The sequence below is a fragment of the Mycobacterium uberis genome, assembly GCF_003408705.1.
Classification (GTDB): domain Bacteria; phylum Actinomycetota; class Actinomycetes; order Mycobacteriales; family Mycobacteriaceae; genus Mycobacterium; species Mycobacterium uberis.
The window spans coordinates 117249-144148 of the sequence record NZ_QAYL01000006.1; the positions used below are offsets into that span (position 1 = coordinate 117249).

Below are 26900 nucleotides of genomic sequence, written 5' to 3' on the forward strand. Positions count from 1 at the left end.
TCGCCGTACAGACACGAACACTCAACCATTGAGAAGTCACTAACGTCTGCGGCTCTTCTTGCGCGGCGGAGGTAGCGCGCCTTCGGCACGCAGCCGAGCAGCATGCTCGGCCAGGGCGTCAACCAACGGGCCACCCGCAGCGGTATCGGGCTGAACATCCACCCGCAAGCCAAACTCGGCGGCGGTCTCAGCGGTCTTAGGCCCGATACAAGCAATGATAGTCCGCGCGTGGGGCTTGCCAGCAATACCGATCAAGTTACGCACTGTGGAGCTGGAGGTGAAGCACACCGCGTCGAAGCCACCCGTTTTGATCATTTCCCGGGTGGCCGCCGGTGGCGGTGCGGCCCGCACCGTCCGATAAGCAGTGACATCCTCAATCTCCCAGCCACGCTCGCGCAGTCCTTCGGCCAGCGTTTCAGTGGCGATGTCAGCGCGCGGCAGCAAAACACGGTTCACCGGATCGAAGACAGTATCATAAGGTGGGAATTCGTCCAGCAGACCGAGGGACGACTGTTCCCCGGCCGGCACTAGCTCCGGGCTGATCCCGAAAGCCCGGACCCGGTCTGCAGTCGTCTCTCCGACGCAAGCAATCTTCACCCCGGAAAAGGCGCGGGCATCCAGACCGAACTCGCCAAATTTCTCCCACACCGCACGAACCGCGTTGGTAGACGTGAACACCACCCATTGGAAACGGCCGTCGACCAACCCCTTGACGGCACGTTCCATCTGCGCGGGACTGCGCGGCGGCTCGACGGCGATAGTCGGCACCTCAACTGGCAACGCGCCGTACGTCACCAGCCGCTCGCTCATCTCACTGGCCTGGTCCTTGGTGCGCGGCACCAACACAGTCCAACCGTATAGAGCGCGGCTCTCCCACCAATTTAACTTCGCCCGGCTGATCACCGTCTTGCCTATGGTCACCACCAGCGGCCCGGCCAGCGGGTCACCCCCGGAGGGGGACAGCTTGGCATCGGTGCCAACCAGGACAGCCGGGTCAGCCAATCCCTCCAGCGTGGTTTCGACAGAACGTTGCTGGCAGGTCGTGCCCTGCGCGGTCACCACGCAGGGTGTGGCGTCGGCCAGCCCATGGTCGATCAGGGTACGCGCCGCATCGGCCAGATGCGATGCTGTGGCTTGCAGAACCAGCGGCCCAGGAGCCGCTGCTAGTGCTTCCCAGTCCACATCGCCACGCACATCAGCCACCGTGTGCGACGAACCCAGAGGTAGTCCAGCGTAGGTCGGGACAGCACTGCTGGCGGCCAAGCCTGGCACGATCTCGACGTAAAGATTAGTACGCGCCAAGGCGTTCACTTCGGTGATGACCGCGTCCACTGTCAATGGATCACCCGCCACTAACCGCACCACGTCAACGCCCGAACGAGCCTCAGTAGTTAGAGTCTTGGCGACTTCAGCGGGATCACCTAGCGCAGGGCGAATGTCGGCGCTGCAGGACATGACCGTCGGTGCGGTTTGGTTGTGATCCCTATCAGAAGCACCCTCGGCAGTGCCACTGGCGGTCACAGCAGCCGGGGCGGCAGACGTCGGGCCAGAGACTGGCGGCAGGTCCTTGCCGATCAGTGCCAGTACCGGCTCAGGTACATCGGGGTCGATAAAAACCAGGGCGGCGTTTGCCAACACCGCGGCAGCTTGGGCAGTTAGTAATCCCGGGGCGCCTGGACCAGCGCCCACAAATATGATACGGCCCGGCCTCGGCTTGCGCCCTCGCGTCGTCATTGTCGCTCCCACCACTCTCATCCAACTTCCTAGCTCCATTCAACTTCCTAGCGCCCGGTCTGGTCGCGCTCCCCGCATCAGCTCCCGGGCACCTAGCTCAAACAACTCCGCGGCGACCGCGAGCCCAAGCTCGCTTGGCCGACCGGACGTGCCGATGCCGGAAGCGCGGATCACGTCAGATCCGTCCAGCGCCACTACGCAGCCACGCAGTGACAATTCGTCGAAAACGCGGCCTTCCTCATCGATGGACTCGACCACTTCAGCGATCGCGCCCACCGGTGCGGAGCAGCCGGCCTCCAGTTCGGCGAGCAGAACTCGCTCCGCGGTGACCGCTGCACGCGTGTCTGCGTCGTCCAACTCCGCCAGCACTGCTGCCAACCGGCTGTCACCGACGCGACATTCGACCGCAAGCGCGCCTTGAGCCGATGCTGGCACCATCTGCACCGGATCTAACGTCTCGGTGACATCATCGAGGCGGCCTAATCGGGCCAATCCGGCCCGAGCCACCACGATGGCATCAAGATCACCACTGCTTACCCTGTTCAACCTGGTATCTAGGTTGCCTCGTAGGGGGCGGATTTCCAAACCGAAACCCAATGCCCTAAGTTGGGCCGCCCGCCGCGGCGAAGACGTGCCGATCAGCGATCCGGCCGGCAATTCCGCAAGAACCAGCCCATCGCGAGCTACTACCGCGTCGCGGGGATCACTTCGTGGCGGTATCGCCGCCACCGTGAACCGCGGGTCGTCGGCGGTCGGCAAATCCTTGTGCGAATGAACCGCGGCATCAACGCAACCCTCTTCGATCGCCTCACGCAATGCAGTGGTGAAGACACCCACACCTAAACTTTCGATGGGCGTAGACGATTGATCGCCCACAGTGCTGACGATCACCAACTCCGCGGGATGCCCGTTGGCGATGAGAGCGTCTCTAACGAGCGCAGCCTGAGTAGTGGCTAACAGACTGCCCCGAGTGCCTATCCGGATCACGTGGGCCAATCACTACTCGGCGGGATGTTTCGAGCTGTCTTGCGTGGCACTTTCGCCGCGCCTAGTAGCGTCGCCAAATCCGCTTACCACCACAGGTAATTCACCTGCCGTGGCGACCGCGTCGACGGCGGTCTGGTCAAGCTCGAAAAGCTCACGCAGCGCCTCGGCGTAGCTGTCACCACCGGGGGCACTGGCGAGCTGCTTGATCCGCACGGTAGGCGCGTGTAGTAACTTATCCACCACCCGTCGCACAGTGCGCGCCACCTCCTCTCGCTGGGCGTTTTCCAGTCCGGGCAGCCGGTGGTCTAGGCGCAGCAACTCCGCTTCGACCACATCGGCAGCTCGCTGACGCAACGCCGTCACTGTGGGGGTCACCTCGGCCATCCGCTGCCCGACCAGATAGGTGGCCACTTCCGCCGCCACAATGTGGCGTGCGGCATCGACGTCGGCAGCAGTTGCATGAGCCGACGGTTCACGCTGTACGCCGTCCACATCGACAACCCAAACGCCGGGCAGTTTGGCCACCGCCGGATCCACATTGCGCGGCATACCCAAATCGCATATCACTAGCGGCCAAGTCGTTTCGTCACGACGCATGGCAGCCAGCGCATGGTGAACGTCGGCCAGCGAAACCACGGGGCTTACCGCCCCCGTACAGCTGACCACTAGGTCAGCGTCCACCAGTGCCTCGGCAAGCTGATCTAGCGTCCGCGCCTCCGCAGGCACGCCCGATTCACCGATTTTGCCAACCAGCCACCGCGCTCGAGACAACGACCGGTTAAGTACAGTGATGTGCCCGATGTTGGCCTGGGTCAGGTTCGACGACGAGAGTGCGCCCATCGCACCAGCGCCGATCACTACCGCGGTCCGGCCTGCCAGCCCGCCCAGCTTGCGTTCGGCCATGCCAAGGGCGACTGACACCACTGAGACCCCAGCAGCGTCGATGGCGGTTTCGGAATGCACCCGCTTGCCCACCGACAATGCTCGTTGGGCCACCTCGTGCAACACCCGGCCGACCGTGCGGTTAGCCTCAGCAACGGCATACGCGCGGCGCACCTGACCCAGCACCTGCTGCTCGCCGACCACCGCTGAATCCAGACCACTGGCCACCACGAACAGATGCTCGACGGCAGCTTCGCTGTATCGTACGTAGGCGTACTTGGTCAGGTCGCCGATCGACATCGCAGAGTATTCCGAAAGCACCTGCCCGATCACTGACAATCCGGCATGGAACGCGTCCACCACAGCGTAGACCTCGACCCGGTTACAGGTCGATAGCACCATCGCCTCGGTAACCAACGGAGACTGCAGCACTCGGTCGACAATCTTGATCTGATCAGATTCTTCCAGGCTGAGTTGTTCCAAGACCGCTACCGGTGCACTGCGGTGCGAAACCCCGAAGAGCAAGATGCTCACGGCAGCATCACTTGGCCAGCTCCACTTGCTTTCCTCCAGTAGGCAGACTGGTGTCTACGGTAGACGTTGATCGAGTGGGCTACCAAATACCGTTAGCGGGTGAGATCTGCGCGGAGCCGGGCCTCGTCGACCTCCCAGTAGCTATGCTCGCAGCCGTCAAGCAGGATCACCGGCAGCCGGTCGCCGAACTCCACCCGCAGCCCAGGGTTTCCCGCTAGCGCCGCAGCGTCGACATCCGTCATCGTCAGATCGAAGCTCAGTTCACCAGCTAGTTCAGTCAGCTGAGCATGTACCCGCACGCAGATAGCGCACCCATCGCGGGTGAGCAGCTCAACCTGCGGCCGATTTGGCACGTTAATCATAGCCATTTAGTGTGGCAGCCGCCACCGGTAGGCTTTCCGAGTGAACCTAATAAGCATTAGAGTGAACCCATAGTAAGTTGTGGCCCGACTCAGTACTCGCCAAATTACCACCATGACTACCCCGGACAACCTTCATGCCGATCCCGTGGTGCTGCAGGGGTTCGCTTGAGCGCTGCGCGGGAAGATGCCGAAGATCTGCGGAATCAGGTGGACGGCCTCGACAGTCAGCTCACCAAGATACTAGCCGGCTGTCGCGGCGCCGGCGAAGTGGAGGTAAGTCCACCGATGTTAGCGAAGCTGATAGCCAAAGCCAGCGATGGCTGCCAGAAGTAACAAGGAGGCATCGGCGGAGACACGACTAGAGGCCAACAGTGGCTGGAATGTTGCGCGTGGATTCCAAATATGTTGGCCGATGCGGTACAGCAAACAGCTGAACTGTAACAGCTATGTAGTAAAATATGCTTGCCGAAATCGACTCTCTGGTAGCTAGTCTGCATGCAACGTGGTCGAGACAAGATGCGATGGCACACGCCAAGGAGCTCCGCCACTGGGCCCGTGGCGAAGCGATAATGCACAACACGTTGGCGTAGTTGCAGACCGCCGGTGCGACCGCGCACCATAATTACATTGACGCCATATAAACGAATTTGGCGATGTGGTCGTGAGCTGCTGGACCGCTGAGCATAACCTCAGCGATTCGCAATAAACGTCGCGACGCTGACTCACCGACTAGATGCGTAAACTTCCGCAACACATTTGCCAGATAGGGTTGATGTCGGCCACTGAGCCGGCCACCGGGCAAGCGCAGCGATTTAGGAGGTTTCGCGATGGCTTCCCCCGACCTGGGCAGCGCACATAACGGTCGCATTGACCTGGATTCCCTGGCCGACAACGCGAACGCCCACCAGGCGCTTAACGACATGCGCACAGCAGTAGCCGACACAGGGACCCGTCCGCAACCACCGATTGACCTGACCGCGGCGGCATTCTTTGACGTCGACAACACGCTAGTGCAGGGCTCGTCGGCGGTGCACTTCGGTCGCGGATTGGCCGCTCGCGATTATTTTACCTATCGCGATGTACTCGGATTCATCTACACTCAGGCTAAGTTTCAGTTGCTCGGCAGAGAAAGTAGCGAGGACGTGGCCGCCGGCCGGCGCAAAGCGCTCGCGTTCATCGAGGGACGATCTGTCGACGAGCTAGTCGCTCTGGGCGAGGAAATCTACGACGAAATCATCGCTGACAAAATCTGGGCTGGCACCCGCGAGCTCACCCAGATGCACCTTGATGCCGGCCAGCAGGTGTGGCTGATCACTGCCACACCATACGAACTCGCTGCCACCATCGCACGTCGACTTAGCCTAACCGGCGCACTGGGAACAGTCGCCGAGTCGGTCAATGGGATATTCACCGGCAGCCTGGTCGGCGAGATCCTGCATGGAGCCGGCAAAGCGCATGCAGTCCGGTCGCTGGCTATCCGAGAGGGCCTTAACCTGAAGCGCTGCACCGCCTACTCCGACAGCTACAACGACGTGCCTATGCTGTCGTTGGTGGGCACGGCGGTCGCCATCAACCCGGACGCCCGACTACGTAGTCTGGCCCGGGAACGGGGCTGGGAAATCCGCGACTTTCGAACCGCTCGCAAGGCCGCGCGGATCGGGGTGCCATCGGCCTTGGCGTTGGGTGCTGCAGGAGGTGCGTTGGCGGCAGCCGTGTCGCGTCGCCGCGAGCGCGAATAACGCGCGAGAGGAGCACCGACCACATCGAACCTACGCATCGCAACGCCAATCACGCTGATAGACTATGCGATTAAGCCCATGATAGAGCGGAGAGCCTAGCGTCATGACAGTTCCCCTAGAGGCCGAAGGACTCATCGGCAAGCATTACCGGCAGCTGGATCACTTCCAAGTTGGACGCGAGAAAATCCGCGAGTTCGCGATCGCGGTCAAAGATGACCACCCGATTCACTACAACGAGGCTGCAGCCGTTGAGGCTGGATACCCTGCGCTAGTAGCCCCGCTGACCTTCCTGGCGATCGCTGGGCGACGCGTGCAGCTTGAGATCTTTACCAAATTCAACATCCCGATCAATATCGCTCGGGTTTTCCATCGAGACCAGAAATTTCGTTTTTACTGCCCGATCCTCGCGCAGGATAAGCTCTACTTCAACACCTACCTTGACTCGGTGATCGAGTCCCACGGTACTGTGATCGCAGAAATTCGCAGCGAAGTCACCGATGCAGGGGGCAAGCCGATTGTCACTAGCATCGTCACCATGCTGGGTGAAGCGGCACACCAAGATGCTGCCCCTGAAGAAACCGTCGCCGCAATCGCGTCGATATGAGTCAATAAGAAAGGCGAACCGTGGTTCCGTCACAGAGCCATCCGGCTAAAACCCCGCTTACCCAGCTGAAGCCGCCGGTCGAAGCCGTCCAGTCACATTACGACCGATCGAATGAGTTCTTCAAACTGTGGCTCGATCCATCGATGACCTACAGCTGTGCATACTTCGAGAGCTCCGACATGACGCTGGAAGAGGCCCAGCGCGCTAAACGTGACCTCGCTCTGAACAAACTCGGGTTAGAACCCGGTATGACACTGCTCGACATCGGCTGCGGCTGGGGATCGACCATGCGGCATGCGATCGAAAAGTACGACGTTAATGTGATCGGTTTGACGCTGAGCAAGAATCAGCTCGCCTACAGCCAGCTAAAGTTCGCTGAGATGAACAGCTCTCGCACCAAGGATGTGCGGCTGCAGGGCTGGGAGCAATTCGACGAGCCAGTCGACCGCATTGTCTCACTCGGCGCGTTCGAGCACTTTGCCGACGGCGCGGGTGACGCCGGATTCGAGCGTTACGACAGTTTTTTCAAGATGTGCTATAGTGTGCTGCCAGATGACGGCAGGATGCTGTTGCATACGATTATCGTTCCTGATGCCGAGGAAGCCAAAGAGCTAGGCTTGACTACGCCGATGAGCCTGCTCCGCTTCATAAAGTTCATCTTGACCGAAATCTTCCCTGGCGGCCGGCTGCCAAAGATCCCGCAGATCGACCACTATTCATCCAACGCCGGTTTCCAGGTCGAGCGGTACCACCGGATCGGGTCCCATTACGTCTTGACCCTGAACGCCTGGGCTGCAGCGTTGGAAGCGCACAAAGACGAGGCCATCGCACTGCAGGGGCAACAGGTCTTCGACACCTACATGCATTACCTGACGGGTTGCTCTGACTTGTTCCGCAACCAGTACACCGACGTCTGCCAGTTCACTCTGGTTAAGTAGCTGCGCGACACAATAATCAGCGCGGCCCACACTCAGCCGAAGAAGATGTTGCGGCGCCCGGTGAGCAAGCAATACAGCGTCTGCTGGATCGTCTCACGCACCTGGTCGGTCAGCTCGAAGGTGACCATCGGGTCTTCGGCGTCGGTAACGGCGTAGTCAGTGGTGTAAATCGGCTCACCGAATGCAATGCGCCATTTCGACGGCAACGGCACGAGGCCCGCCAGCCCAGCCAACGGGAACAGCGGTGTGATCGGGAAATACGGCAAACCGAACAACCGCGCCAGCAGCTTGACATCCATCAACATTGGATAGATCTCTTCCGAACCGACGATCGAGCACGGTACAATGGGTGCCTTGGTGCGTAACGCAGCCGTGACGAAGCCGCCACGACCAAACCTCTGTAACCGATACCGGTCCTCGAAGCGCTTGCCCAGACCCTTGTAGCCCTCCGGAAACACAGCAGTCAACTCACCGGAGGCGAGCAACCGGTGAGCATCCGCCATACAGGCCATGGTGTGCCCAGCCTTGCGGGCGGCTTCGCCGACCACTGGCAAGTCGAACACCATGTCGGCTGCCAACAGTCGCAAGTCCCGTTGCGCTGGATGCTCATCGTGCACCGCCACCGACAGCATCAACCCGTCGAACGGCAGCACACCGGCATGATTGGCCACCACCAATGCTCCGCCTGTGCTTGGCAGATTCTCGATACCGCTAACTTCGACCCGGAACCATAACTTGAAGAAAAACCGAAGCAAAGGTCGAACGATCGCGTTGTTGAAGTGCGGATCGAACCCGAACTCGTCGACCGTGTAGTCACCAATCAACCGTTGCCGAAGGAACCCGGCAACGGCGGCAACGCGCTGGGCAAGTTCACTAAGTGGTGCTCCATCGGTCGTCCCCGACAAGCTGGTCACGCCGGCGGCACGCCGATGTACATCGATTTCGCGGACAACTGCCGCAATCTGTTCAGCTGAGGCACAGCCGCACGGATCAGAAAGTAACGAGGGATGTTGACGAGACCGGTCGGCTGGATGACCGGCTTCCCGCTGTGTTGCTAAACGACCCCGATTGGTATGCAACGGAATGACATTCGCTCTGGTTTCACCCACCACGATATCTACCTGACCCCACCCCATGGAATTAGACTTAGGCTACTCCAACGCTGCACTAAGGCTATGGCGCGACCCTCCAAGGAGCGTACCCGATGTGGGTCGATTATGGGAATCAAACCTCGGCCGCGAACGTAGTCATCGAACGCCTCGGCCGTCGTCCACTTCGGCTGGTAGCCGAGTTCGGAAACCATCCTGGTGGTATCCATGACCCGGCCATAGCTCAGGTAATCAAACTGATCCCGAGTGACTTCGGTGTAGCGATTCGCCCGCCGTAACGAATCAAGTGCCCAGACGCCAAAGTTAGGCACCGGCACTGGGATCCGGCCGGCACGCCGGATCGCCTGGGAAAGCGTCATGATGCCGCTGGCGCCGATGTTGAAGGTGCCAGCCTTGCCGGCTATCGCCGCACGCTCCAGCGCGCCGAGCGCATCCTGCTCGTGGAGCAGCTGTAGCCGTGCATCACGGCCGAACATCTTGGGAACCAACGGCCCGGCCAGATACCGTGACAACGTGGTATCCATCGCTGGGCCGATCATGTTGGCCAGCCGCAGAATAGTCACCGCGATATCGGGCCGACGCCGACCTAACCCGCGCGCGTAACCCTCTATATCGAGACTGTCCTTAGCGAAACCCTCGCGAAAGGGACGTCGGCTACTGCTGTCCTCGGTGAACATCACCGGATCGCGGGCACTCGATCCGTACACCTCTGAGGTCGACTTAAGCACAACGCGACGGACTGTGGGCGCCTTCTGACAGGCGGCGAAGAGTTGCATCGCTCCCATCACATTGAGTTCCTTCAACGCCGCACTACCGCCGGACCGCTGAGCACAGGATGCCGTGGTGGCGTGCACGACCGTGTCGACCTCGCTGTTGTGAATCACCTTGAATATAAATGGATTACGAATATCGGCACGAACGAATTCCGCGCGACCTATCCGACGCAGCATGTCCTTACTAGGCGCGATTGCATCCACCGCAATGACCATGTTGATCAACGGGTTTTGCGCCAGCCGAGCAGTCAGATAACCCCCGAGAAAGCGACAAACACCAGTAACCAGCACTACCTTTGGGTAGTGTACGGTAGAGTCTAGCCCGGCACCGCACTGACCACGTGAAGAATCCACCCAGTCAGCCTAGCGGCCAAGTGAAACATTGCTGTTACAACCGCATGAAGACCAACACAAGCAACGGCGGTTACTTGCCTAGTTTTCTTCGCTGCACCCGGGTGCGGCGCAGCAACTTGCGATGCTTTTTCTTGGACATACGTTTGCGCCGCTTTTTGATTACTGAACCCATGAACTCTGCTATCTCGTTACCAGCTGGAAGAAAGTTTCCCATTCACCCTACCCGGGTGGCCGGATCGAACACCAAACAGGTGCCGACTGTAAATTGCACAACGCGACACACGAGGTCACCGTCGCGAAAGTTCACAGTCGGGCCAAGAGTTAAGCTAGCCCACGTCGAAGTACGACGTCTCGAGCATGTCGTGGACAGCCTTAGCATGCACTCGAAAGGACCGCCCGACCCGAACTGCCGGCAATTCGCCGTTGTGTACCAGCCGGTACACCGTCATCTTGGAGACCCGCATCAGCGCCGCCACCTCGGCCACAGTGAGAAATTGTGTCCGGGCCTGCTGACTCTCGACTGAACCGGTGTCCCGCACCGATTTGCCAGCTGAATCCCGCGCCGAGGGCCCATTCGTAGACGTCATCGCAACCCAATCGTGTCAGGCACGCGCGATGCCAGCGACTTCCCCTCCGCTGGCACCCACACGTGCATACAAAAAGGAGAATACCGGGACTAGTGGGGTTACTGGTACTGGTGGGGGACAATCGGTTCAAAAACCTTGAATTATTCCGATGTAATTCTGAGCTGCTCAGACCGGCTTTTGGCGGCCTGAACCGCCGCGTCGACCGCCACCCGCAGTCCGCCACGTTCAAGTTCACGCAGCGCAGCGGCGGTAGTACCACCAGGCGAGGTAGTCGTGGCGCGCAATTGCGCCACCGTGGTGTCCGCCCGCGCGTCCAGTGACGCTACCTCGACCGAACGCCGATCTTGATCCATGCGCTCCAACAGCATTGCCGAGGACCCAGCCATGGTCTGCACGGCTAGCTCAGTGGCTACCTGACGAGTCAGACCCACCGCAACGCCGGCATCCACCAGAGCTTCTATCAGCAAAAAAAAATATGCCGGTCCCGAACCCGATACCGCAGTCACCGCATCCATATGCGGCTCAGCAACCGTTAGAACGCCGCCGACCGCATCGAACAGAGCCGAAACCTCATCAAGTTGTTGGCTATTGACGAAACGGCCCGTGGCAAGCGCGGTCACCCCCGCGCCCACGAGCGCGGCCGCATTCGGCATGGCTCGGACCACCGGTGTACCAGTCGGTAGCTTGGACTCGAGGTAGGCGATCGTGACACCAGCAGCCACGCTCACGAACACCTGCTCAGTGTTGTCGTTCTCGACAGCGGCCGCCTGAACCAGGTACCCCATCACCGATTCGACGTCGCTCGGCTTCACAGCGACAACGACAAACGTTGCGTTCTCCACCGCGTCGGTTACTGACGTCACCAACACCGAATAGGTATCCGCCAGGTACCGGGCACGATCGGGCATCCGTTCGACCACCACCAGGTCTTTAACCTGCTGCCCCGCCCGTAGCAGCCCCGACAGCAACGCCTCTCCCATGCTGCCGCCACCGATGATCGCAATTCTTGCCATGCTGGAAAGCATCCCAGACAGCTCGGCGTAGCCGTAATACCAGGCAGGGCGGCACCAACACCAGTTGGTACGACTGCGCTATGATACAGTTAATTTGGGAGATGACGATGTTATCCTGCTGGAGTCAGTCTTGCCCCATCTATAAGCAGGTACAGGCCAACCGTAGCCAGCCTGTCGGTGGACAAACACCGAAGATAAGGTTGTAGGTGCGACGATAGGTGACCAGCGGGTGCGACCCACGGCCATTAGTCACCAGTGCCGACAAACCTCCGCACATGAGAGCAAACAGCACCTGGGGAGCAATGCCACGTGAGTGCACCCATGCCTGGATTACCGGTGGCCACTCGGCCGACCCATTCCTGCCGAGGGCCGGCGTCAATAGCACCGGCCGGACACCACAACCTTCACCCAAGTGCACCAGACCAGGCTGGCCATCGGGTGACCAAGCCGGATCAGCGCGAGATCGTCGAGCGGTTCCGGCGCCATCAGACCCACGACAGGGCTCGCCGACAACAAGTGTGCAACTGCGAAAGCCTCACTGTCACCAACGACCCTAATGCTCTGGCTCGCCAAAGTTGACCATGACGTGTACCACGGTTGGGCCATCTTGGATGAGCTCGGCATCGATCACATTGATCCAACGGCCACGTTTACGGATCGACATCGTCAATCGTATCGATCCTGAATCAGGCGTCCACAGGAAGCTGGCCGACACGACGACCGATTGAAATCCACCCGATTCGCCACCGCAGGCGGTGCGAGTGTCGTTGGCGCACAATGCTAGCTATAGCACCGTCGTGCACCTTGGATCTGATGGTATAGTACTGATTAAGTTCACCTTGGTATACACTGACATCGACCTCCCGCAGCGTCATTGCGGTGGTGAATAGTGCGTGGTAGTCCTCAGAGATCTCGACGAAAGTCACCGTAGCAGGTACGTGCGAGCGAATTGCAACGATTCCACCAGCATAGTTTCACGCTCAGTCGCCGAACGCGCGCTGGACGTGGACACTTCGAGCACCACGTGACCGGCGAAGTCTCTGCCAGCCAGCAGCTGACACACCGAAGCGGTAGGTTGCGTGCCACGGCCGGGTACCAGGTGCTCATCGGCGGGCAATCCGGTGCCGTCACACAAGTGCAGGTGCACCAGCCCCGCTCCCATCCGCCGCGCCATCTCCAGCGAATCGGAGCCCGCGGTCGCGGTGTGTGATAGGTCCAGGGTGTAATGTGCATAGTTGCCGTCCAGTGGGTCGAAAGAAGGCGTGAACACCGAGATCGCCGGACCCGGGCCACCCCCACGCTTGCGTATCCGTTCCCGCGACTGGTCAGCTCGGAAAAACCGGTCGGCCCGAAAGGGGAACATATTTTCGACGGCGATCATTACGTCGCTAGCTGCTTCCAGCACAGCCACCTGGTCGCTGAATCCCTCGGCATAGCGCCGTTGCCAACGGAACGGCGGATGCACGACGACCGTCTGCGCGCCCAGTCGTTCGGCGGCTCGCACACTGCGCTCCAGTTTTAGGACTGGGTTGGCACCCCACACCCTTTGCGAAATCAGCAGGCAGGGCGCATGCACGGATAGCACCGGCACGTGATAGCTCCGCGACAGCTTCTTGACGGCGTCGATGTCCTGGCTGACCGATTCACCCCACACCATCAGCTCGACCCCGTCGTAGCCGAGCCTGGCCGCATACTCAAATGCAGCCTCGGCCCTCAACGGGTACACCGAGGCCGTCGACAGACCGACTTTGATTGCTGGGCGCAAAGATCTACGTGGTTCTGAGTAACTGAACCTAGCCTGATTGCAAGGACAGAGCTAACGGCCCCAGAGTGATTAGTGCACCAACCGCAACCGCTATCAGTGTGCTGGCGATGTCTTCGGTTCTACGAACTACCCGCACACCAACCACCAGACCGAGAATCACCAACACCGATAACATCAGCGCCACGATGCTATTCCAACGCCACAACTGGTCAAAGGCAACGAACAATCCCGCGCCGAACATAACGGCAAGCACCGACTGCAGCACGATTAAGCTACCGCGCCACAGCCCTTTGAATCTGCTCCGCCAGCTGCGGGCTGCTGAAGCCATGCCAGCAAGATCAGTGTGCAGATCGAGATGATCGTCCTTGAGAGCCGCTTCGATGGCCGGCGGCCCCGCTACAGCGTGTTCGTGACCTTGCCGTCTAACTAGCTCATCGGCGAGGGTGTGCTCGCTGAACAGCGCCGCGGCTGACACTTGCAAGTAGGAACGCACGTACGCTGAATCCTCTACCGCTAATTCGGTCGCGCCCATCTCGGAGTCTATCACGTTCACCGAGATGTCGGCGAAGTGCTCAATTGGATCGGGGTTCATCATCTCGGCATCGGATTGCGGAGCCGCGGTGTTGGTCAAAGCAACCGGATGCCGGGGGTCGTCGCCGACGTGGAACAAAGGCCGCGGGTAAGCACTCCGTTGCGGTCCCGACCCGGGTTGGGTGGGCGGCGGCGATTTGGGCCAACGTGGTTCAGGCTCGGACCAATACCCGGGTTGGACGTGGCCGTGGTCGTCGACCGGTGGTGCAGCTATGACATCTTCGGAAGCAGATGCTGCGTGGGATTGGACGGCCAGCTCAACAACCGGGACTCCTCCGTTGGCACAATGAGCGTGGATGGTTGCCAGATGCTGCTCGTCGTCGTAGTCATCGTGAATGGTCGGAATCTCCCCAGTCAGCTCCGAGACCGTGACAGCGTCGTTATCACCGCCCCGGCGGCGGCGACGCCGACTGACCTCAGGGGCGCCGATGGTGCCATTCTTAGCCAGCAATTCGGCCACCGAGATCGGCCGGGGGCGAGGGCTCTCGGTGTCTTTGTGTTGTCCGGTCATGCTTTGTCGCCTCTCGATCGGTTAGCTGCGTTCCGATCAATCTCTTGACCTCTAGCATCCCGCACAGAGGTCTGCACTAGTGCTGTTCCATCAGCCTCGCTGTCAAGTTTGCGCAAGATGAGACCTTCCCGTAATGCCCACGGGCAGATATTCACCGTTTCTATCGATAGCGCTCGCATGCTTGCTTCCGCCACCAAAGCGCCCGTCACGATTTGCGGCGCCCGTTCGGCACTTACCCCTTCTAGTTCGGCACGGTCAGACGCCGTCATCCTAGAGATAAATGCGATGAGTTGTCGCAGGCTGTTGGCCGTTAGCGTCCTCTTCACCCGTGGTCCCGCAGCCGACGGCGCCGCGCCAGTGAGTTGTGCCAACGAACGAAACGTCTTTGACGTTGCTACCGCGAGATCTGGGCTGCCCGCTTTCAGAACGGTCACGCTAGCATCCGACAGTTCGGAGTCCAGCCAGTCGCGCAGCATTGCCACCCAACGCCGGCCGGGCGGATCACCTGGCAGCCACTCACGAGTTAACCGTCCGGCACCAAGCGGCAGTGATAACGCGACCTCGGGCTCCTCATCGACACCGCTGGATAGCTCCAGCGAGCCGCCGCCGATGTCAAGATTGATGATTCGCCCCGCGCTCCATCCAAACCACCGTCGTACCGCCAGAAAGGTCAGCCGCGACTCATCGACGCCGCGTAGCACCTGCAATCGGACACCGGTTTCTTTGCGCACCCTAGACAACACATCGTCGGAATTTTCTGCCTCGCGGACCGCGGACGTAGCAAAGGCCATCAACTCAGCACAGCCGGAACTGACGGCAATCTTGGCTAACTCATCGATTGTGGAAACTAGCTTGTCGGCACCGCGCTTGGTGATTTTGCCCGAGCTGTCCGTGGCTTCGGCCATTCGCAACGTGGACTTCGTCGAACTCATCGGTGTTGGATGTCCGCCGCGATGGGCATCCACCACGAGCAGATGGACCGTGTTACTACCCACGTCTAGCACACCCAATCGCACAGAACACCAACCTAGCCGGCTGACGATTGCGGGCACTGCACAACCCACTGAGGATCCCAGCAAAACAAATCCGCCAGGCGACAATGCGCGCGGGATGTCAGCGGTCGGGCGGTACAGAATCGTGGTCTAACGTTGAACCCGTGGCAAACTCGGACCTGAAACTAGTATATTCGGGGGAAGAGGTCGACTTGGATTTCGCCCGCGAGTGGGTAGAGTTTTACGACCCGGACAATTCCGAGCACCTTATCGCGGCCGACCTCACCTGGCTGCTGTCACGCTGGACGTGTGTGTTCGGCACACCTGCGTGCCAGGGCACCGTGGCCGGTCGGCCAGACGACGGCTGCTGCTCACACGGTGCATTCTTATCGGGCGATGACGACCGCGCGCGATTGGACGACGCGGTAAAAAAGCTCAGCCCCGACGACTGGCAATTCCGCACAAAAGGCCTGGGCCGCAAGGGCTACTCGGAACTTGACGAGCATGATGGCCAATCCCAATTCCGAATCCGAAAACACAAGGACGCCTGTATCTTCCTAAACCGACCCGGGTTCCCTGCAGGCGCTGGCTGCGCGCTGCACAGCAAAGCCCTCAAGCTAGGTGTGCCACCACTGACGATGAAACCCGATGTCTGTTGGCAACTGCCTATTCGATGCAGCCAGGAGTGGGTAACCAGAGCCGACGGCACCGAAATTCTCAAAACCACGGTCACCGAATATGACCGCCGCGGCTGGGGCTCCGGTGGCGCGGATTTGCATTGGTATTGCACCGGCGATCCGGCCAGCCATGTCGGCAGTAAGCAGATCTGGGAGAGCCTAGCCGACGAACTCGCCAAACTGCTGGGTAAGAAAGTGTACACCGAGCTAGCGACGATGTGTAAACACCGCAACAGTTTAGGGCTCATCGCAGTGCACCCAGCGACGCGGGCGGCCCCGTAGCTCCTGACCAGCGAGTACCGCCTTCTAGGTACGACTGGACCCATGCGCAGCGCGCTGGCCTGCAAGTACAATTCGACCGACGCAACGGCCGCCGCTGCGTTACGCGCCAGTGCGGCCCCAATGCCGGCTCACAAGTCAGCAACCACAAGGTCAGGGTGGGGCGTAGGCCCCAGTAAGGTCATGCTCGCGGCCGCTGAAGGTGTGCTCACCCCAACGATACAATAACCCCAACACACGGTTGCGGGTGCTGTGGATGAGCACACGAAAATAGGTTGAGGTCGGCCGGGCCTGATGCGCTGGGAGCCATCTCTTCCCCATACATTCAGGCCAGGGCAGCGCACAATGCCTCGGCATTATCGGGTGTGCGGCCGGTCGGCTGCCAAATAACCGAATTTAGAGAACCTAAGGCCGCGCAGACCTCCAACAGCTCGATCAGGAACGCGGGACCCAGTTTCCACACTAAAGCCTCGACGACTACCGGATGGGGAAAGGACTGCGGGATCGCATACCACGTTGCCGCTCCTATACCAGGTCTCAATAAGACCTCTCTGCTACAGCCCAGGCCAGACCCTGTCGCAACGACGTGTGGTTAACGCTTAGCTGCTCAGCCAGCTCCCACTCGTGCGGCAGGGTCGCGCTCGACGGGAAAGCACCGCCCAGGATAGTGTCGGCAATCAATGCAGCGATTTGCTCGTCCACACACCGGCGATCAGGCAGCTGAATTACCCTCGACTGAATTCATTAGCTCAACCAATACGGTGAATGAACCAATGAGATCGCCAAACCATCACTGTGTATCCAGGCAGCACAACCCACTGAGCGTGTAGTCCGGTGACCATCTGACCGGAGGGTAGAGCAGTGAACGACAATCTTCGAGCTACCGCAGCCCCGTGCCGGCGAGGCTAAATTGGAGTCTACAAGCCTGGTACGACACTCTGTCGGATCCGCTGACGCATGTTAAGCTTGTGGATTAACCGGCAAGGTGGTGGCGCCCATTTCTCAACGTGGCACTGCTCGACGACCCAGCTTCACCGCGGGACGCGACGGCCCATGTCCTCACCCAGGCACCCCGTACGTGCATGGGTGGACAACCCTGGTTTCCAGCCGACGGTTCACCGCGCACCAAACGTTTCGGCCCCAAACCCATCCAACCCGCAACCGGCATGGCTTGGTTCGATGCTGCGGGTGTATGGACCGCACCGGAGGATTGACTGGACACGCACGATCACTCAGCTGGGATCTGTCCTGGAAAGACACCGATGCTCCTCTGTGGACATTTCCGCACCTAGCACGAGAGCACGAGATACTGCCAGGCACTCAGGTGATCATCGCACCCACCATCGACTTCACCGGTTCGCTGGCAGTCGGCAACACCACCCACTGCGTCGACGGATGGCGTGGTAGTGGAGTCCAAATCTACGGACACTACAACGCACAACACTGGGATGGATCCATGCCGACCTCGGTGGCGGCAACATCGTAGAGGCTGCCGCCGTGGTGTCGCATACACCAGGACTGCACCGGCTTGCTCCAATGGCGTTCGTTTCCATACTGACGGAAAGAACTGGCCCACAAGCTTTTTTCCGTTGCTGCAGGTACGGACAACACTCGGTCTGCGGCACTGGCAGCTGTGAAGGATGCATCGGCGCCCACAACATGCTCATCCGCGTCGACCAGCCCGCTGACCGTTCGTGAGCCTGAAATATGCTGATGTCGACGGTGCCGTGGCAGTGCGCACCAACACCGAAACAGGCCAACATCCACATCGATATCGGCGACCGGCACTAGCCGGTGCTGGAAATCGGGCATGCCGAAATCAGGCTGCACGGCGTCGAGACACCCTAATATCAACGAAAAGGACCCGATCCGCGGGCTTCCTCCTCGACCCGCTGCCGCTTACCACAGGCATCCTGATCGAGCGCTGTCTACCCGCCGACCGTCGCGATGTAGCCTAGGCCACCACCCTCGGCGTTTTTCGACAATTCGTTTTAATTTTATCACAACGTACCCAGCCTCGGTGTGTTCCGGCGTCCTTTCCGCGCCCGAAATAACCGCGACTTCATGTGGAACAGCGGGGTTTTCGACGTCAAGACGAACAAAGCGAGATGGTCGCTGCACGCAGCGGCTGGGAGAATATTCACGACCCACCCGTTCTTTCTCAAGCTGGGACAGCAGCTTGGGCGCATGCTATGAGCCGTCTCACCGATCGAACTCGGACCGCTTCGTTAGCCTCGTGCGGCATCGCGCTGCTACCTGAAGAACACGGCAGCTTATCATGACCCCAGATGGTAGCGCGCGTTGACCGTTACCCAACCCAGCTGCCTCCCCGGTACGATAAGCGTTGCGTGCTGGTCTGCTCTCGCTGACCACGACGAATTATCTCACCACCGGCCCGGCCGCCGTCACGACTTAACCCCGGCCAACGGAATCAGATGTTGCGGAAAGTCGACGCGCTGAGCGCCGGATGCCAGTACGACTCATGGATGTGATCATTTTGCTGGCCAACGGCGCTGACACCTAAGCGGTGAAACTGTTAATTCGCGCCCATCAGCATGACGCGGCTCGCCCCGACACCGCCTTGACCGTACCGGCCAGCGTTTCCGTCATTACCACCGACGTGGTGATCGTCGGGTCCGGCGCCGACTGTGCCATAGTGGCCCACGCCCTGGCCCGAGACGACGTCAGAACCGTCGTGCTCGAAAGGGGTCGTCGCTGGACGGTCAACGAGTTTCGTACCAGCCACCCAATTGACCGCTATGCCGGCTTATACAGCAGCGCCGGTACCACCATCGGTTGGTACGACCAATCGTTGGCGCTGACGATCGGCGGCGGTCGTCAGCACTACTGTCGTTAACTTCCGGCACTTGCTTTCGTCCGCCGGTGGCTGTGCAACGACGCTGGCACGACAAATTCAGTCTCGGTCTGGCCGATCCGGAGCAGATGACCGGGCATCTCGGCGACGTCGAGCACACACTACAGGTCGCGCTGGTGCTGCTAGAAACCATGGGCCGCAACAGACGTCTGCTGCTCGACGCCGCCAAATCGATGGCCTGGCAAACGGTGCCCATTCCGCGCAACACACCCGGGCTGTGCAGGCAGCTGCCAATACGCAATCAGGTGCCCACACAACGTCAAGTTCGGCGTACACCTCAACCCATTACCGGAGGACGTGCGCTGTCGGCACGCAAATCACTCCCGCAGGCGCGTCAAACGAGTGTTTTACCAGAACAGACGCGCCTACGGAATGCTATCTCGACGACATCGCAGTCGACATGTTAGCAGAAACCGTTATCATCGCTGCCGGCACTACAGAAACACCGATGCTGTTGCGGCGCAGCGTTTTGGCGTACATCCGTGGCTGGTCCGAAAACACACACTGCATCCGGCGACCATGCTGGCCAAGCGATTCAACGCGGATGTTGTCGCGTGAAGCGGCGTGCTCCAAAACGCCGTCTTCCACGAGTTTCACGAATCAGCTGGCGTGTTTATTCAAAGTCACCGCTACGCTACCGCGTATGGGGTCGATGGTCTTCCCCGGCTAAGGCACTAAACGGCTCTACCAGCTGGATCGGGCGCCGCACGTGGCGACATTTGGCACGATGATAGCCGATTGCGGCGTTGACTCAATTCTGTCGGTGCGCAGCGAAACGCTTATGCGCCACCACTGTACCCAGGTCAACTACGCCAAGCTGCTCGTCGCGATGGAGACTATCGGCCGGCTACTCTTTTTCGCCGACGCGGTCAAGATACTCACCGATCTGCCCAACACGACGACGGTGACGTCGCTGCCTGCGCTGCAGGAGACACTACGCCGATGCAATCCTCGACAGCTGCACCTAACCGTCTTCCATCTCACCGGGACTGCGGCCGCCGGTTCCGATGAACAGCTTTGCCCGATCGACGACAGAAGCCGGCTATGCAACATTGACTGTATACGAGTTGCCGACGCACCGATCCTGCCCAGCTACCCGGAGGAGATGAACCCGCAGCTATCGATCCATGGCGCTGACGCTGGCCGTGGCCAACAAGGCAGTAACCGCACACTGATCGAGCACGCACCCTAGGCGGAAGCATAGTTAATTTCTCGCTTTATAGTATAAAGCCCGACGCTCTCAACGCACACACACTACCGCAACCAGTGGACAGTGACAATAACCCCAGAGAGCTTTCAACACCACCAGCCTGCCGCCTGCAGATACGTCGGACTAGCTCTCCAGCTTGTAGCCCAAGCCCCGTACCGTCACCAGGTGCACAGGGTTAGCGGGATCGGCCTCAATCTTGGAGCGCAGCCGCTTGACGTGGACATCAAGGGTCTTGGTATCGCCAACATAATCCGCACCCCAGACCCGATCAATCAGCTGCCCACGGGTTAACACCCGCCCGCTGTTGCGCATGAGGTACTCTAACAGATCGAATTCTTTGAGCGGCAGCATGATGGCATCACCGTTAACCGAGACTACATGCCGCTCAACATCCATCCGGACTGGCCCAGACTCGAGTACGCCATCGCTGATTTCGGAGTCATCGTCGCCACCACGCCGCAGCACTGCCCGAATCCTGGCGATCAACTCCCGCGCCGAATAAGGCTTCGTCACGTAGTCGTCAGCGCCCAGCTCGAGGCCGACCACTTTATCAATCTCACTATCTCGGGCGGTCACCATGATCACCGGCACGCTGGAACGGGCACGTAGCTGTTTGCATACGTCAGTGCCTGACATCCCCGGCAGCATCAAGTCCAGCAACACGATGTCAGCACCAACGCGATCGAATTCTGCGAGCGCCGCCGGCCCATCGGTCACTACCGTGGGCTCAAAGCCTTCCTTGCGGAGGAGAAACGCCAGCGGATCGGCCAACGATTCCTCGTCCTCCACAATCAGCACACTTGTCATTAGCGCTCCTTCTCGTCACTTCACTCTGCATCGTCGCCTGCGCGGGTCATCGACTTAATTCTTCTTCCTCCCGTTGTGACCTGTTAGGCCGCACATCGCAGCCCCGCAGTTGCTCGGATTGCTCATCGCCGCTCTGGTAAAACGGCATAGCCGCCGGAATAGAAAGGGTGAATGTCGATCCGGTTCCTGGCTTGCTCCACACACCGATGCTGCCATTGTGGTTGGCTGCGACGTGTTTGACGATGGCCAGCCCCAGCCCGCTGCCGCCAGTGGCCCGCGAGCGCGCCTTGTCGCCGCGGAAAAACCGCTCGAACACTCGCTCCTGGTCTTCAAGAGCGATGCCGATACCACGGTCAGTGACAGCAATCTCAATATTGTCACCACGACGGCGACGGCTGACCGACACCAGCGAACCACGCGGCGAATAGGCGATTGCGTTGGACACTAGATTGGCTAACGCAGTAACCAACAGGGTCTGGTCGCCCAATACCCGCAAACCGCTGGGTGCATCGGTGCGAACTTCTATAGAAGCGGTGTCGGCGGCCACCTTGTGACGCGCAATCGCCTCAAAAACGATGGTATCGACGTCAATACCCTTTACGTTAGGCAACCGCTCAGCGCCCTGCAGCCGAGACAACTCGATCAGCTCAGCAACCATATCTCCTAATCGGTTGGCCTCGATGAGTACCTTCTCGGCGAACCTTCTCACGGTCTCGGCGTCATCCGCCGACGCCAGCAAGGCCTCAGCGAGCAATGTCATGGCGCCGACCGGGGTCTTAAGCTCGTGGCTAACATTGGCCACGAAGTCACGCCTAGCCGCTTCCATGCGCGCATAATCGGACTGGTCGTGGACGAAAACCACGGCGAACCGGCGGTCTACCTCACTTAGCAATCGAGCATAGCCGTGTACCGACAGCCCAGGCCGGCCCGCGACTGAGCGTTTTCCGGGTAACAGGTCGAATTCGACATAGTCACCACTTAACGCCTGCTGTGCTGCCCGCCAGGCCTGGTCGTCAAGTTGCCGGTCGCGCACCAGGCCCAGCTCCTTGGCCCGTTCATTAAGGTAAACGACGTCACGATGGATATCGACCACCGCAGCGCCCAACGGCATCAGCGCGACGATGTGTTGCAGCATCTGCGAAACAGTGATGCCCGCCCAGTCGGTGACCACCCGTTGTCGGCGCTCGGCTACTCGCGGCGATAGCCGGGTTCCAGCTGCGATACCAACGGCAAGCACCAACCCGGACAATACCCCGGCTAGCAACAGCGCCGAGAACACAGCCACATACAAAATCTTACAAATCTTCCTTAACGTAACCCTAGCAGCGCCAGGCCAAAATCGGACAAGTCACACCCTGCGCGACAGGTGTTCGGCTGTTGTTCACGGGATATTCGACAAATGAGATCTTGGAGCGCGACACACGCGGCAAATCCGGCCGCCAACATGTGCAGCAAAATGTTTTACCCGCGCCCCGCGTCGGCTACCACGGCTGCGCCTGCAGCAGCCGCCTCGGGGTCGAGATAAGTCCCACCCGGCACCACCGGCCGCAATTCGGCATCCAGATCGTAGCGGAGCGGAATGCCGGTCGGAATGTTAACCCCAACGATCTCGTTGTCGGACATCTTGTCCAGGTGTTTGACCAGCGCGCGCAGCGAGTTGCCGTGCGCCACGATGAGCACCGTTCTGCCGGTCCGCAGGTTAGGCACAATCACGTCGGTGAAATACGGCAGAAAGCGGACCACCACGTCAGCCAAGCATTCGGTCAGTGGACCGCCGCCAATGTCAGCGTAGCGGGGGTCAGCGTCCTGGCTGAACTCGCTGCCTTTCTCGATCGGTGGTGGCGGAGTGCCATAACCGCGGCGCCAAGTCATGAATTGTTCTTCGCCGTAGCGAGCTTTAGTCGCGGCCTTGTCCAGACCCTGAAGCGCGCCATAGTGGCGTTCATTTAGCCGCCAGCTGCGGCGAACCGGAATCCATAGTCGGCCGGCGGTATCTAGTGCCAGATGCGCGGTGGTAATCGCACGGCGCAACAGCGACGTGTACAGGACATCGGGCAACAAATTGTTTTCGGTGAGCAGCTCACCGCTGCGGACAGCCTCCGCTCGACCTTTGTCGGTTAGCCCGATGTCAACCCAGCCGGTGAACAGATTTCGGGCATTCCAGTCGCTCTCACCATGACGGAGCAACACCAGCGTTGCATTGTTTCGCTGTTGCATCGGCTTAGTCTTTCACGAACCCATACAGGTGGCGCCTTCGCCGTTATCCTCGTCGTCAATTAGGTGAGCGAAGGCCTGAAGGTTCTTCAACGACTCACCGCGAGATACTCGCCAATCCCACTCCTTTTGGATCGACGAGTGAAAACCCAGCGCCAACAACGTATTAAAGTCCGAATCCACCGCCTCGAGCACCTGTCCTAGCACCCGGTCGATCTCGTCAGCGTCAACCGACGCTAACAACATCCGGCCCACCAGGTAGATATCGCCCACGTTATCCAACGTGTAGGCAACGCAAAAGAGCCGGCGGTTGCGCTTGAGCAAAAACCGATAGACACCCTCGTGATTCTCGTCGGGTTTGCGGCACACGAACGCCTCGATGCGCACTGAATGCTCGCCGATGCTCAGAATGGTGTTGGTCTTGAGCCTGCGCTCCCCGGGAAGCTCTACTATCAATCGCGGCAATCCACCATGCGCCCCAGGCAATTTCGAGTAAGTGAGGTGGCTATCCTGCAGCGCATGCTCAATCACTGAACGCACGTGCCGCACGGTCTTCGAGACTGTGTCCATGCGAGCAGCTCCTCCTCATCGCTTAGCTCTACATCGTCTCCAGCGCAAGTCATGCGCCCACTCCACGACGCGAAGTCCAGCGGCGGGGCTTACAAGCCGCCACCAAGTCGCGGACTTGGCGTTGGCGCGCCGCAGTGAAATCACCGATTGCGCGACGGTAGCTGGCTAGCAGCGCATCAGTGGTGTTGTCCCAGGAGAATTTGGCCGCATGCGTGACAGCCGCGCGGCTCATAGCCCTTGCCTGCGGCCCAGCGTTGAGTCGTAACAGCTGATCGACAGCGTTCGCCCAATGATTGACATCGTGTCCGGACACCAAAGTTCCGGTGACCCCGTCCCGCACCGCCACCGGTAGGCCGCCGACCGCAGCCGCTACCACCGGCGTTCCACAAGCCTGCGCCTCGACAGCGACCAGGCCAAACGACTCTGAATAACTTGGCACCGCAACCAAATCGGCGGCTTGGAAGACGGTAGCCAGATCTGTGCGGGATTGCGGCGGCAGAAACGTCACCCGCGACGTGATACCAAGTTCGTCGGCCAGCCGAACCAGACCATCCAAGGAGGCCAAACCGCTGCCCGACGGTCCGCCAGCCACAACGATGCGCACCCGGGGCAGTTTCGCGGCGGCACGCAGCACGATGTCGGGTGCCTTCAACGGCTGGATCCGTCCAACGAAGGCTACCACGTTGTCGTCGAGTGGCAGACCCAGCGCAGCCCGAGCAGCCCGCCGGTCACCCGGACAGAACATGTTCAGATCGACACCAGGATGGGCCACGTCGATTTTCTCCGGATCGGCATGGTGAATCGAAATCAATTGTTTTGCTTCATCTTCGGTGTTGACGATCATCCGATCGGCCTCGTCTACGACTTGTTGCTCGCCAATCCTGCGCAACGACGGCTCAGCCACGTCACCGTCAGCCAGCGCTGCGTTCTTCACCGCGGCCAACGTGTGCGCGGTATGCACCAACGGCACCGCCCAGCGGTTCCGGGCTAGCCAGCCAACCTGACCAGACAGCCAGTAATGTGAATGCACAATATCGTAGTAGCCTGGCTCGTGAGACGCTTCTGCGTGCAGCACCCCAGCCGCGAACGCGCACAGCTGAGTGGGTAGATCGTATTTGTCCAAGCCCTCGAAGGGCCCCGCTACGACATTGCGGACCAACACCCCGGGCGCTACCTGTATGATCGGTGGATCGGCAGAGGTTGTAGCCCGGGTAAAGATCTCCACCTCGATACCACGCCGGGCCAGATGCAACGCGCTCTGGAGCACATAGACATTCATGCCGCCTGCGTCACCGGTACCCGGCTGGGCCAGCGGTGAGGTGTGCACCGCCAGCACCGCGACCCGATGAGAGGGCTTCACTGGCGGAAACGTTTGAATTCGATGGCCCGCACCCCGTCATCTTTACAGGACCGACCTTAAATTGCCCTAAACGTAGGTTAGCAGCACATCAGGATCTATCAAGTAGAAGACTCGTCATTGGGCAACCGGGCGTCCAGTTGCACCGGAGCAACACATCGCACCTAGCAGATCAGCATAGAGCCCACTCAGCGACACAATCCCAGCCCTGGCCTCTTGTACCCAGTAGCCGAAGGCCGTCACCCAGATATCACGAGGCGGTAGCACCGAGCATGCAGCAAACGCCGCCTCCACCTGGTCCATCGCCTCGGGGTATTTGGTGAACGCCTGACCACCTAACACCAGTTCGTCGGGGTTTAGCAGGTCCACGCAGTAACACAACCACCTCACCGAGCACCCAGGCCCGCTCCGCCAAGAGATCTTTGGCTTTCCGGTCGCTAGTTCAGCGCTACTCGCAGCAGATCGGTGATAGCGGCAGCGACACCGCCCAAGCGAGCGACGCCAGGCAACACACCGGGAACAGCCCGTAGCCAGCGGGCAACAGCCAAAACCGCCTCGTCACTAACGGTAGACTCCAATTATTCAGTATACTACCGAGCAGTTCGGAGGAGACCAGCAGCGCCGCGACGGCACCGGGGTCGCTGGCCGGGCAATGCACCTGTCCGCCAATCACCAGTGCATAGCCAACCGTTTTGCGGGCGTAACACTATCGAGACTGGCCGGAGAGCCAGGCTTGAATCGTCGCATGGCGAGCAACAGCTCTGCTCCGGCCATGGCCGTCCACGTGCGATGCCACCGACACCGATATACCCAACGTGTCAGCAAACACCGACCCGATCGATTCCTGCCACCAGCCCATCCTAGCGTGGTCGACATGGCCTGTGGCGCTGTCAACAATGCCGCCGATTGCTACCCTGACCCAGGGTGGTCGGCACCGATACCAACGCCGCAAGTATCGATAAGTGCTGTCGACCAACGAAGTCAGGGTAGGCTCGACAGCATTGAACGGTGTCGGGGTCTAGACCGTGTCCAGCGTGCGGCCGAATAAGTCGGTAGCCACGATGCTGGTGGTTCGCGCACCCACCTAGGTGCCTAGCGTCAGATAAGGCTCGCGGTTGATCTTCACTGGCACGCGGGGACACTCAATAGCCCCGGCGACCGTCAGATCGACCAGCTTGCACAGCGAGTCAACCTCAAACAGCGCGATGACCTAGCATTTTACCGTCGCGATGGACAACGATGTTACCCCGACGAGGACGGTCACAGCCTACCGTACCGCACAATCGCACGGTACGAAACACGGTCGCCGAGTCAGACAGGTGTAGCAACGGAGGCATGGCCTGGCAGTGTAACCACAGCTGACCACTACGGGTAAGTGAACGGTAGGTAGGAGCAGTGGTGTGCACGAGCGTCCTTAATCCAAGTTCCTATCGTCG

28 protein-coding genes and 4 pseudogenes are annotated in these 26900 nt (G+C 60.0%); 9 read left to right on the forward strand and 23 right to left on the reverse strand.

Annotated elements, in window-relative coordinates; translation table 11 throughout:
* Positions 1-39: 39 nt before the first annotated feature.
* From MUBE_RS05025 to MUBE_RS05040, 4 genes are all read right to left on the reverse strand, one after another.
* A complete protein-coding gene (locus tag MUBE_RS05025) occupies positions 40-1734 on the reverse strand; it encodes a bifunctional uroporphyrinogen-III C-methyltransferase/uroporphyrinogen-III synthase (protein ID WP_116539714.1) in 1695 nt (564 codons plus the stop codon).
* A gap of 39 nt (positions 1735-1773) precedes the next feature.
* Complete coding sequence (gene hemC, locus MUBE_RS05030; protein ID WP_165849721.1) at positions 1774-2721, reverse strand: hydroxymethylbilane synthase; 948 nt, start codon at positions 2719-2721, stop codon at positions 1774-1776.
* A 12-nt stretch (positions 2722-2733) separates the two neighbouring features.
* The gene (locus tag MUBE_RS05035; protein WP_116539716.1) at positions 2734-4137 is read right to left on the reverse strand and encodes a glutamyl-tRNA reductase; all 1404 of its coding nucleotides are present in this window, start codon (positions 4135-4137) and stop codon (positions 2734-2736) included.
* Between the two features lie 92 nt (positions 4138-4229).
* Positions 4230-4499: a glutaredoxin family protein gene (locus MUBE_RS05040; protein WP_116539808.1), complete on the reverse strand. Its 270-nt coding sequence runs from the start codon at positions 4497-4499 to the stop codon at positions 4230-4232.
* Positions 4500-4664: 165 nt separating this feature from the next.
* On the opposite strand from MUBE_RS05040, the gene MUBE_RS15555 reads away from it, so the two are divergent.
* The 4 genes from MUBE_RS15555 (at position 4665) to cmaA2 (ending at position 7780) form a co-directional block, all read left to right on the forward strand.
* Positions 4665-4832, forward strand: a complete 168-nt coding sequence (locus tag MUBE_RS15555; protein ID WP_165849707.1) for a hypothetical protein — start codon at positions 4665-4667, stop codon at positions 4830-4832.
* Positions 4833-5326: 494 nt separating this feature from the next.
* On the forward strand, positions 5327-6238 hold the full coding sequence (locus tag MUBE_RS05050) for an HAD family hydrolase (protein WP_116539717.1): 912 nt from the start codon (positions 5327-5329) through the stop codon (positions 6236-6238).
* A gap of 103 nt (positions 6239-6341) precedes the next feature.
* Entirely contained in the window at positions 6342-6842 is a 501-nt protein-coding gene (locus MUBE_RS05055; RefSeq protein WP_116539718.1) for an FAS1-like dehydratase domain-containing protein, read from the forward strand.
* 20 nt (positions 6843-6862) lie between these two features.
* Positions 6863-7780, forward strand: coding sequence for a cyclopropane mycolic acid synthase CmaA2 (cmaA2, locus tag MUBE_RS05060; protein WP_116539719.1), 918 nt, complete (start codon positions 6863-6865; stop codon positions 7778-7780).
* A gap of 32 nt (positions 7781-7812) precedes the next feature.
* On the opposite strand, the gene MUBE_RS05065 is transcribed toward cmaA2, so the two are convergent.
* The 11 genes from MUBE_RS05065 to MUBE_RS05105 form a co-directional block, all read right to left on the reverse strand.
* Positions 7813-8916 carry a lysophospholipid acyltransferase family protein gene (locus MUBE_RS05065; RefSeq protein WP_116539720.1) on the reverse strand — a complete coding sequence of 368 codons (1104 nt, stop codon included), beginning with the start codon at positions 8914-8916 and terminating at the stop codon, positions 7813-7815.
* Positions 8898-10016, reverse strand: coding sequence for an SDR family oxidoreductase (locus MUBE_RS05070; protein WP_116539721.1), 1119 nt, complete (start codon positions 10014-10016; stop codon positions 8898-8900). The genes MUBE_RS05065 and MUBE_RS05070 overlap by 19 nt, the downstream gene beginning before the upstream one ends.
* A gap of 70 nt (positions 10017-10086) precedes the next feature.
* Entirely contained in the window at positions 10087-10188 is a 102-nt protein-coding gene (locus MUBE_RS05075; protein ID WP_003402602.1) for a 30S ribosomal protein bS22, read from the reverse strand.
* Positions 10189-10342: 154 nt separating this feature from the next.
* Entirely contained in the window at positions 10343-10603 is a 261-nt protein-coding gene (locus MUBE_RS05080; RefSeq protein ID WP_116539722.1) for a cell division/environmental response transcriptional regulator, read from the reverse strand.
* 140 nt (positions 10604-10743) lie between these two features.
* Positions 10744-11616: a pyrroline-5-carboxylate reductase gene (gene proC / locus MUBE_RS05085; RefSeq protein ID WP_207801656.1), complete on the reverse strand. Its 873-nt coding sequence runs from the start codon at positions 11614-11616 to the stop codon at positions 10744-10746.
* A 139-nt stretch (positions 11617-11755) separates the two neighbouring features.
* Positions 11756-11995 (reverse strand): hypothetical protein, encoded by a 240-nt coding sequence (locus tag MUBE_RS16275; protein ID WP_207801657.1) that lies wholly within the window; start codon positions 11993-11995, stop codon positions 11756-11758.
* 174 nt (positions 11996-12169) lie between these two features.
* Positions 12170-12331: an acyl-CoA thioesterase domain-containing protein gene (locus MUBE_RS19320; protein WP_341537695.1), complete on the reverse strand. Its 162-nt coding sequence runs from the start codon at positions 12329-12331 to the stop codon at positions 12170-12172.
* Positions 12303-12542, reverse strand: a complete 240-nt coding sequence (locus MUBE_RS16280; protein WP_207801658.1) for a hypothetical protein — start codon at positions 12540-12542, stop codon at positions 12303-12305. Before MUBE_RS16280 ends, MUBE_RS19320 begins: the two co-directional genes overlap by 29 nt.
* A complete protein-coding gene (locus MUBE_RS05095; protein WP_116539724.1) occupies positions 12539-13381 on the reverse strand; it encodes a sugar phosphate isomerase/epimerase family protein in 843 nt (280 codons plus the stop codon). The genes MUBE_RS16280 and MUBE_RS05095 overlap by 4 nt, the downstream gene beginning before the upstream one ends.
* A 28-nt stretch (positions 13382-13409) precedes the next feature.
* A complete protein-coding gene (locus tag MUBE_RS05100) occupies positions 13410-14483 on the reverse strand; it encodes a hypothetical protein (RefSeq protein ID WP_116539725.1) in 1074 nt (357 codons plus the stop codon).
* On the reverse strand, positions 14480-15499 hold the full coding sequence (locus MUBE_RS05105; RefSeq protein ID WP_207801665.1) for a Ppx/GppA family phosphatase: 1020 nt from the start codon (positions 15497-15499) through the stop codon (positions 14480-14482). Before MUBE_RS05105 ends, MUBE_RS05100 begins: the two co-directional genes overlap by 4 nt.
* Before the next feature lie 83 nt (positions 15500-15582).
* On the opposite strand from MUBE_RS05105, the gene MUBE_RS05110 reads away from it, so the two are divergent.
* Positions 15583-16434: a DUF3109 family protein gene (locus tag MUBE_RS05110; protein ID WP_116539726.1), complete on the forward strand. Its 852-nt coding sequence runs from the start codon at positions 15583-15585 to the stop codon at positions 16432-16434.
* Positions 16435-16476: 42 nt separating this feature from the next.
* The gene (locus MUBE_RS17275) at positions 16477-16659 is read left to right on the forward strand and encodes a hypothetical protein (RefSeq protein ID WP_243632835.1); all 183 of its coding nucleotides are present in this window, start codon (positions 16477-16479) and stop codon (positions 16657-16659) included.
* Positions 16660-16756: 97 nt separating this feature from the next.
* Here the strand turns inward: MUBE_RS17275 and MUBE_RS17280 are convergent, their stop codons facing one another.
* Positions 16757-16894, reverse strand: coding sequence for a hypothetical protein (locus MUBE_RS17280; protein ID WP_243632836.1), 138 nt, complete (start codon positions 16892-16894; stop codon positions 16757-16759).
* A 74-nt stretch (positions 16895-16968) separates the two neighbouring features.
* The gene (locus tag MUBE_RS17285) at positions 16969-17133 is read right to left on the reverse strand and encodes a GntR family transcriptional regulator (RefSeq protein ID WP_243632837.1); all 165 of its coding nucleotides are present in this window, start codon (positions 17131-17133) and stop codon (positions 16969-16971) included.
* A gap of 286 nt (positions 17134-17419) precedes the next feature.
* On the opposite strand from MUBE_RS17285, the gene MUBE_RS15105 reads away from it, so the two are divergent.
* The 3 genes and pseudogenes from MUBE_RS15105 (at position 17420) to MUBE_RS19945 (ending at position 20481) form a co-directional block, all read left to right on the forward strand.
* A complete protein-coding gene (locus MUBE_RS15105; protein ID WP_133297054.1) occupies positions 17420-17917 on the forward strand; it encodes a hypothetical protein in 498 nt (165 codons plus the stop codon).
* 361 nt (positions 17918-18278) lie between these two features.
* Positions 18279-18627 (forward strand): annotated as a pseudogene (locus MUBE_RS19325) (hypothetical protein).
* Positions 18624-20481: pseudogene (locus MUBE_RS19945) on the forward strand (GMC family oxidoreductase N-terminal domain-containing protein). The pseudogenes MUBE_RS19325 and MUBE_RS19945 overlap by 4 nt, the downstream one beginning before the upstream one ends.
* Before the next feature lie 158 nt (positions 20482-20639).
* On the opposite strand, the gene regX reads toward MUBE_RS19945, so the two are convergent.
* From regX to MUBE_RS05165, 6 genes and pseudogenes are all read right to left on the reverse strand, one after another.
* Complete coding sequence (gene regX, locus MUBE_RS05140; RefSeq protein WP_116539729.1) at positions 20640-21323, reverse strand: two-component sensory transduction protein RegX; 684 nt, start codon at positions 21321-21323, stop codon at positions 20640-20642.
* A 46-nt stretch (positions 21324-21369) separates the two neighbouring features.
* Positions 21370-22608 (reverse strand): sensor histidine kinase, encoded by a 1239-nt coding sequence (locus tag MUBE_RS05145; protein ID WP_116539730.1) that lies wholly within the window; start codon positions 22606-22608, stop codon positions 21370-21372.
* A 176-nt stretch (positions 22609-22784) separates the two neighbouring features.
* Complete coding sequence (locus MUBE_RS05150; protein WP_116539731.1) at positions 22785-23540, reverse strand: phosphoglyceromutase; 756 nt, start codon at positions 23538-23540, stop codon at positions 22785-22787.
* Positions 23541-23552: 12 nt separating this feature from the next.
* Positions 23553-24107, reverse strand: coding sequence for a type III secretion system chaperone family protein (locus MUBE_RS05155; protein ID WP_116539732.1), 555 nt, complete (start codon positions 24105-24107; stop codon positions 23553-23555).
* A 49-nt stretch (positions 24108-24156) separates the two neighbouring features.
* Positions 24157-25507 (reverse strand): annotated as a pseudogene (mshA, locus tag MUBE_RS05160) (D-inositol-3-phosphate glycosyltransferase).
* 58 nt (positions 25508-25565) lie between these two features.
* A pseudogene (locus MUBE_RS05165) lies at positions 25566-26870 on the reverse strand (ROK family protein).
* Positions 26871-26900: the final 30 nt, after the last annotated feature.

What these genes read in the sequence shown, in the direction of transcription:
- regX (WP_116539729.1), bottom strand. Translation starts at nt 21,323, where the DNA reads ATGACAAGTGTGCTGATTGTGGAGGACGAGGAATCGTTGGCCGATCCG.
- MUBE_RS05080 (WP_116539722.1), bottom strand. Translation starts at nt 10,603, where the DNA reads ATGACGTCTACGAATGGGCCCTCGGCGCGGGATTCAGCTGGCAAATCG.
- MUBE_RS05050 (WP_116539717.1), top strand. Translation starts at nt 5,327, where the DNA reads ATGGCTTCCCCCGACCTGGGCAGCGCACATAACGGTCGCATTGACCTG.
- MUBE_RS05100 (WP_116539725.1), bottom strand. Translation starts at nt 14,483, where the DNA reads ATGACCGGACAACACAAAGACACCGAGAGCCCTCGCCCCCGGCCGATC.
- MUBE_RS05075 (WP_003402602.1), bottom strand. Translation starts at nt 10,188, where the DNA reads ATGGGTTCAGTAATCAAAAAGCGGCGCAAACGTATGTCCAAGAAAAAG.
- MUBE_RS05065 (WP_116539720.1), bottom strand. Translation starts at nt 8,916, where the DNA reads ATGGGGTGGGGTCAGGTAGATATCGTGGTGGGTGAAACCAGAGCGAAT.
- MUBE_RS05110 (WP_116539726.1), top strand. Translation starts at nt 15,583, where the DNA reads ATGCGCGCGGGATGTCAGCGGTCGGGCGGTACAGAATCGTGGTCTAAC.
- MUBE_RS05025 (WP_116539714.1), bottom strand. Translation starts at nt 1,734, where the DNA reads ATGACGACGCGAGGGCGCAAGCCGAGGCCGGGCCGTATCATATTTGTG.
- proC (WP_207801656.1), bottom strand. Translation starts at nt 11,616, where the DNA reads ATGGCAAGAATTGCGATCATCGGTGGCGGCAGCATGGGAGAGGCGTTG.
- MUBE_RS05055 (WP_116539718.1), top strand. Translation starts at nt 6,342, where the DNA reads ATGACAGTTCCCCTAGAGGCCGAAGGACTCATCGGCAAGCATTACCGG.
- MUBE_RS17275 (WP_243632835.1), top strand. Translation starts at nt 16,477, where the DNA reads ATGCGCAGCGCGCTGGCCTGCAAGTACAATTCGACCGACGCAACGGCC.
- MUBE_RS05155 (WP_116539732.1), bottom strand. Translation starts at nt 24,107, where the DNA reads ATGGACACAGTCTCGAAGACCGTGCGGCACGTGCGTTCAGTGATTGAG.
- MUBE_RS05040 (WP_116539808.1), bottom strand. Translation starts at nt 4,499, where the DNA reads ATGATTAACGTGCCAAATCGGCCGCAGGTTGAGCTGCTCACCCGCGAT.
- MUBE_RS05150 (WP_116539731.1), bottom strand. Translation starts at nt 23,540, where the DNA reads ATGCAACAGCGAAACAATGCAACGCTGGTGTTGCTCCGTCATGGTGAG.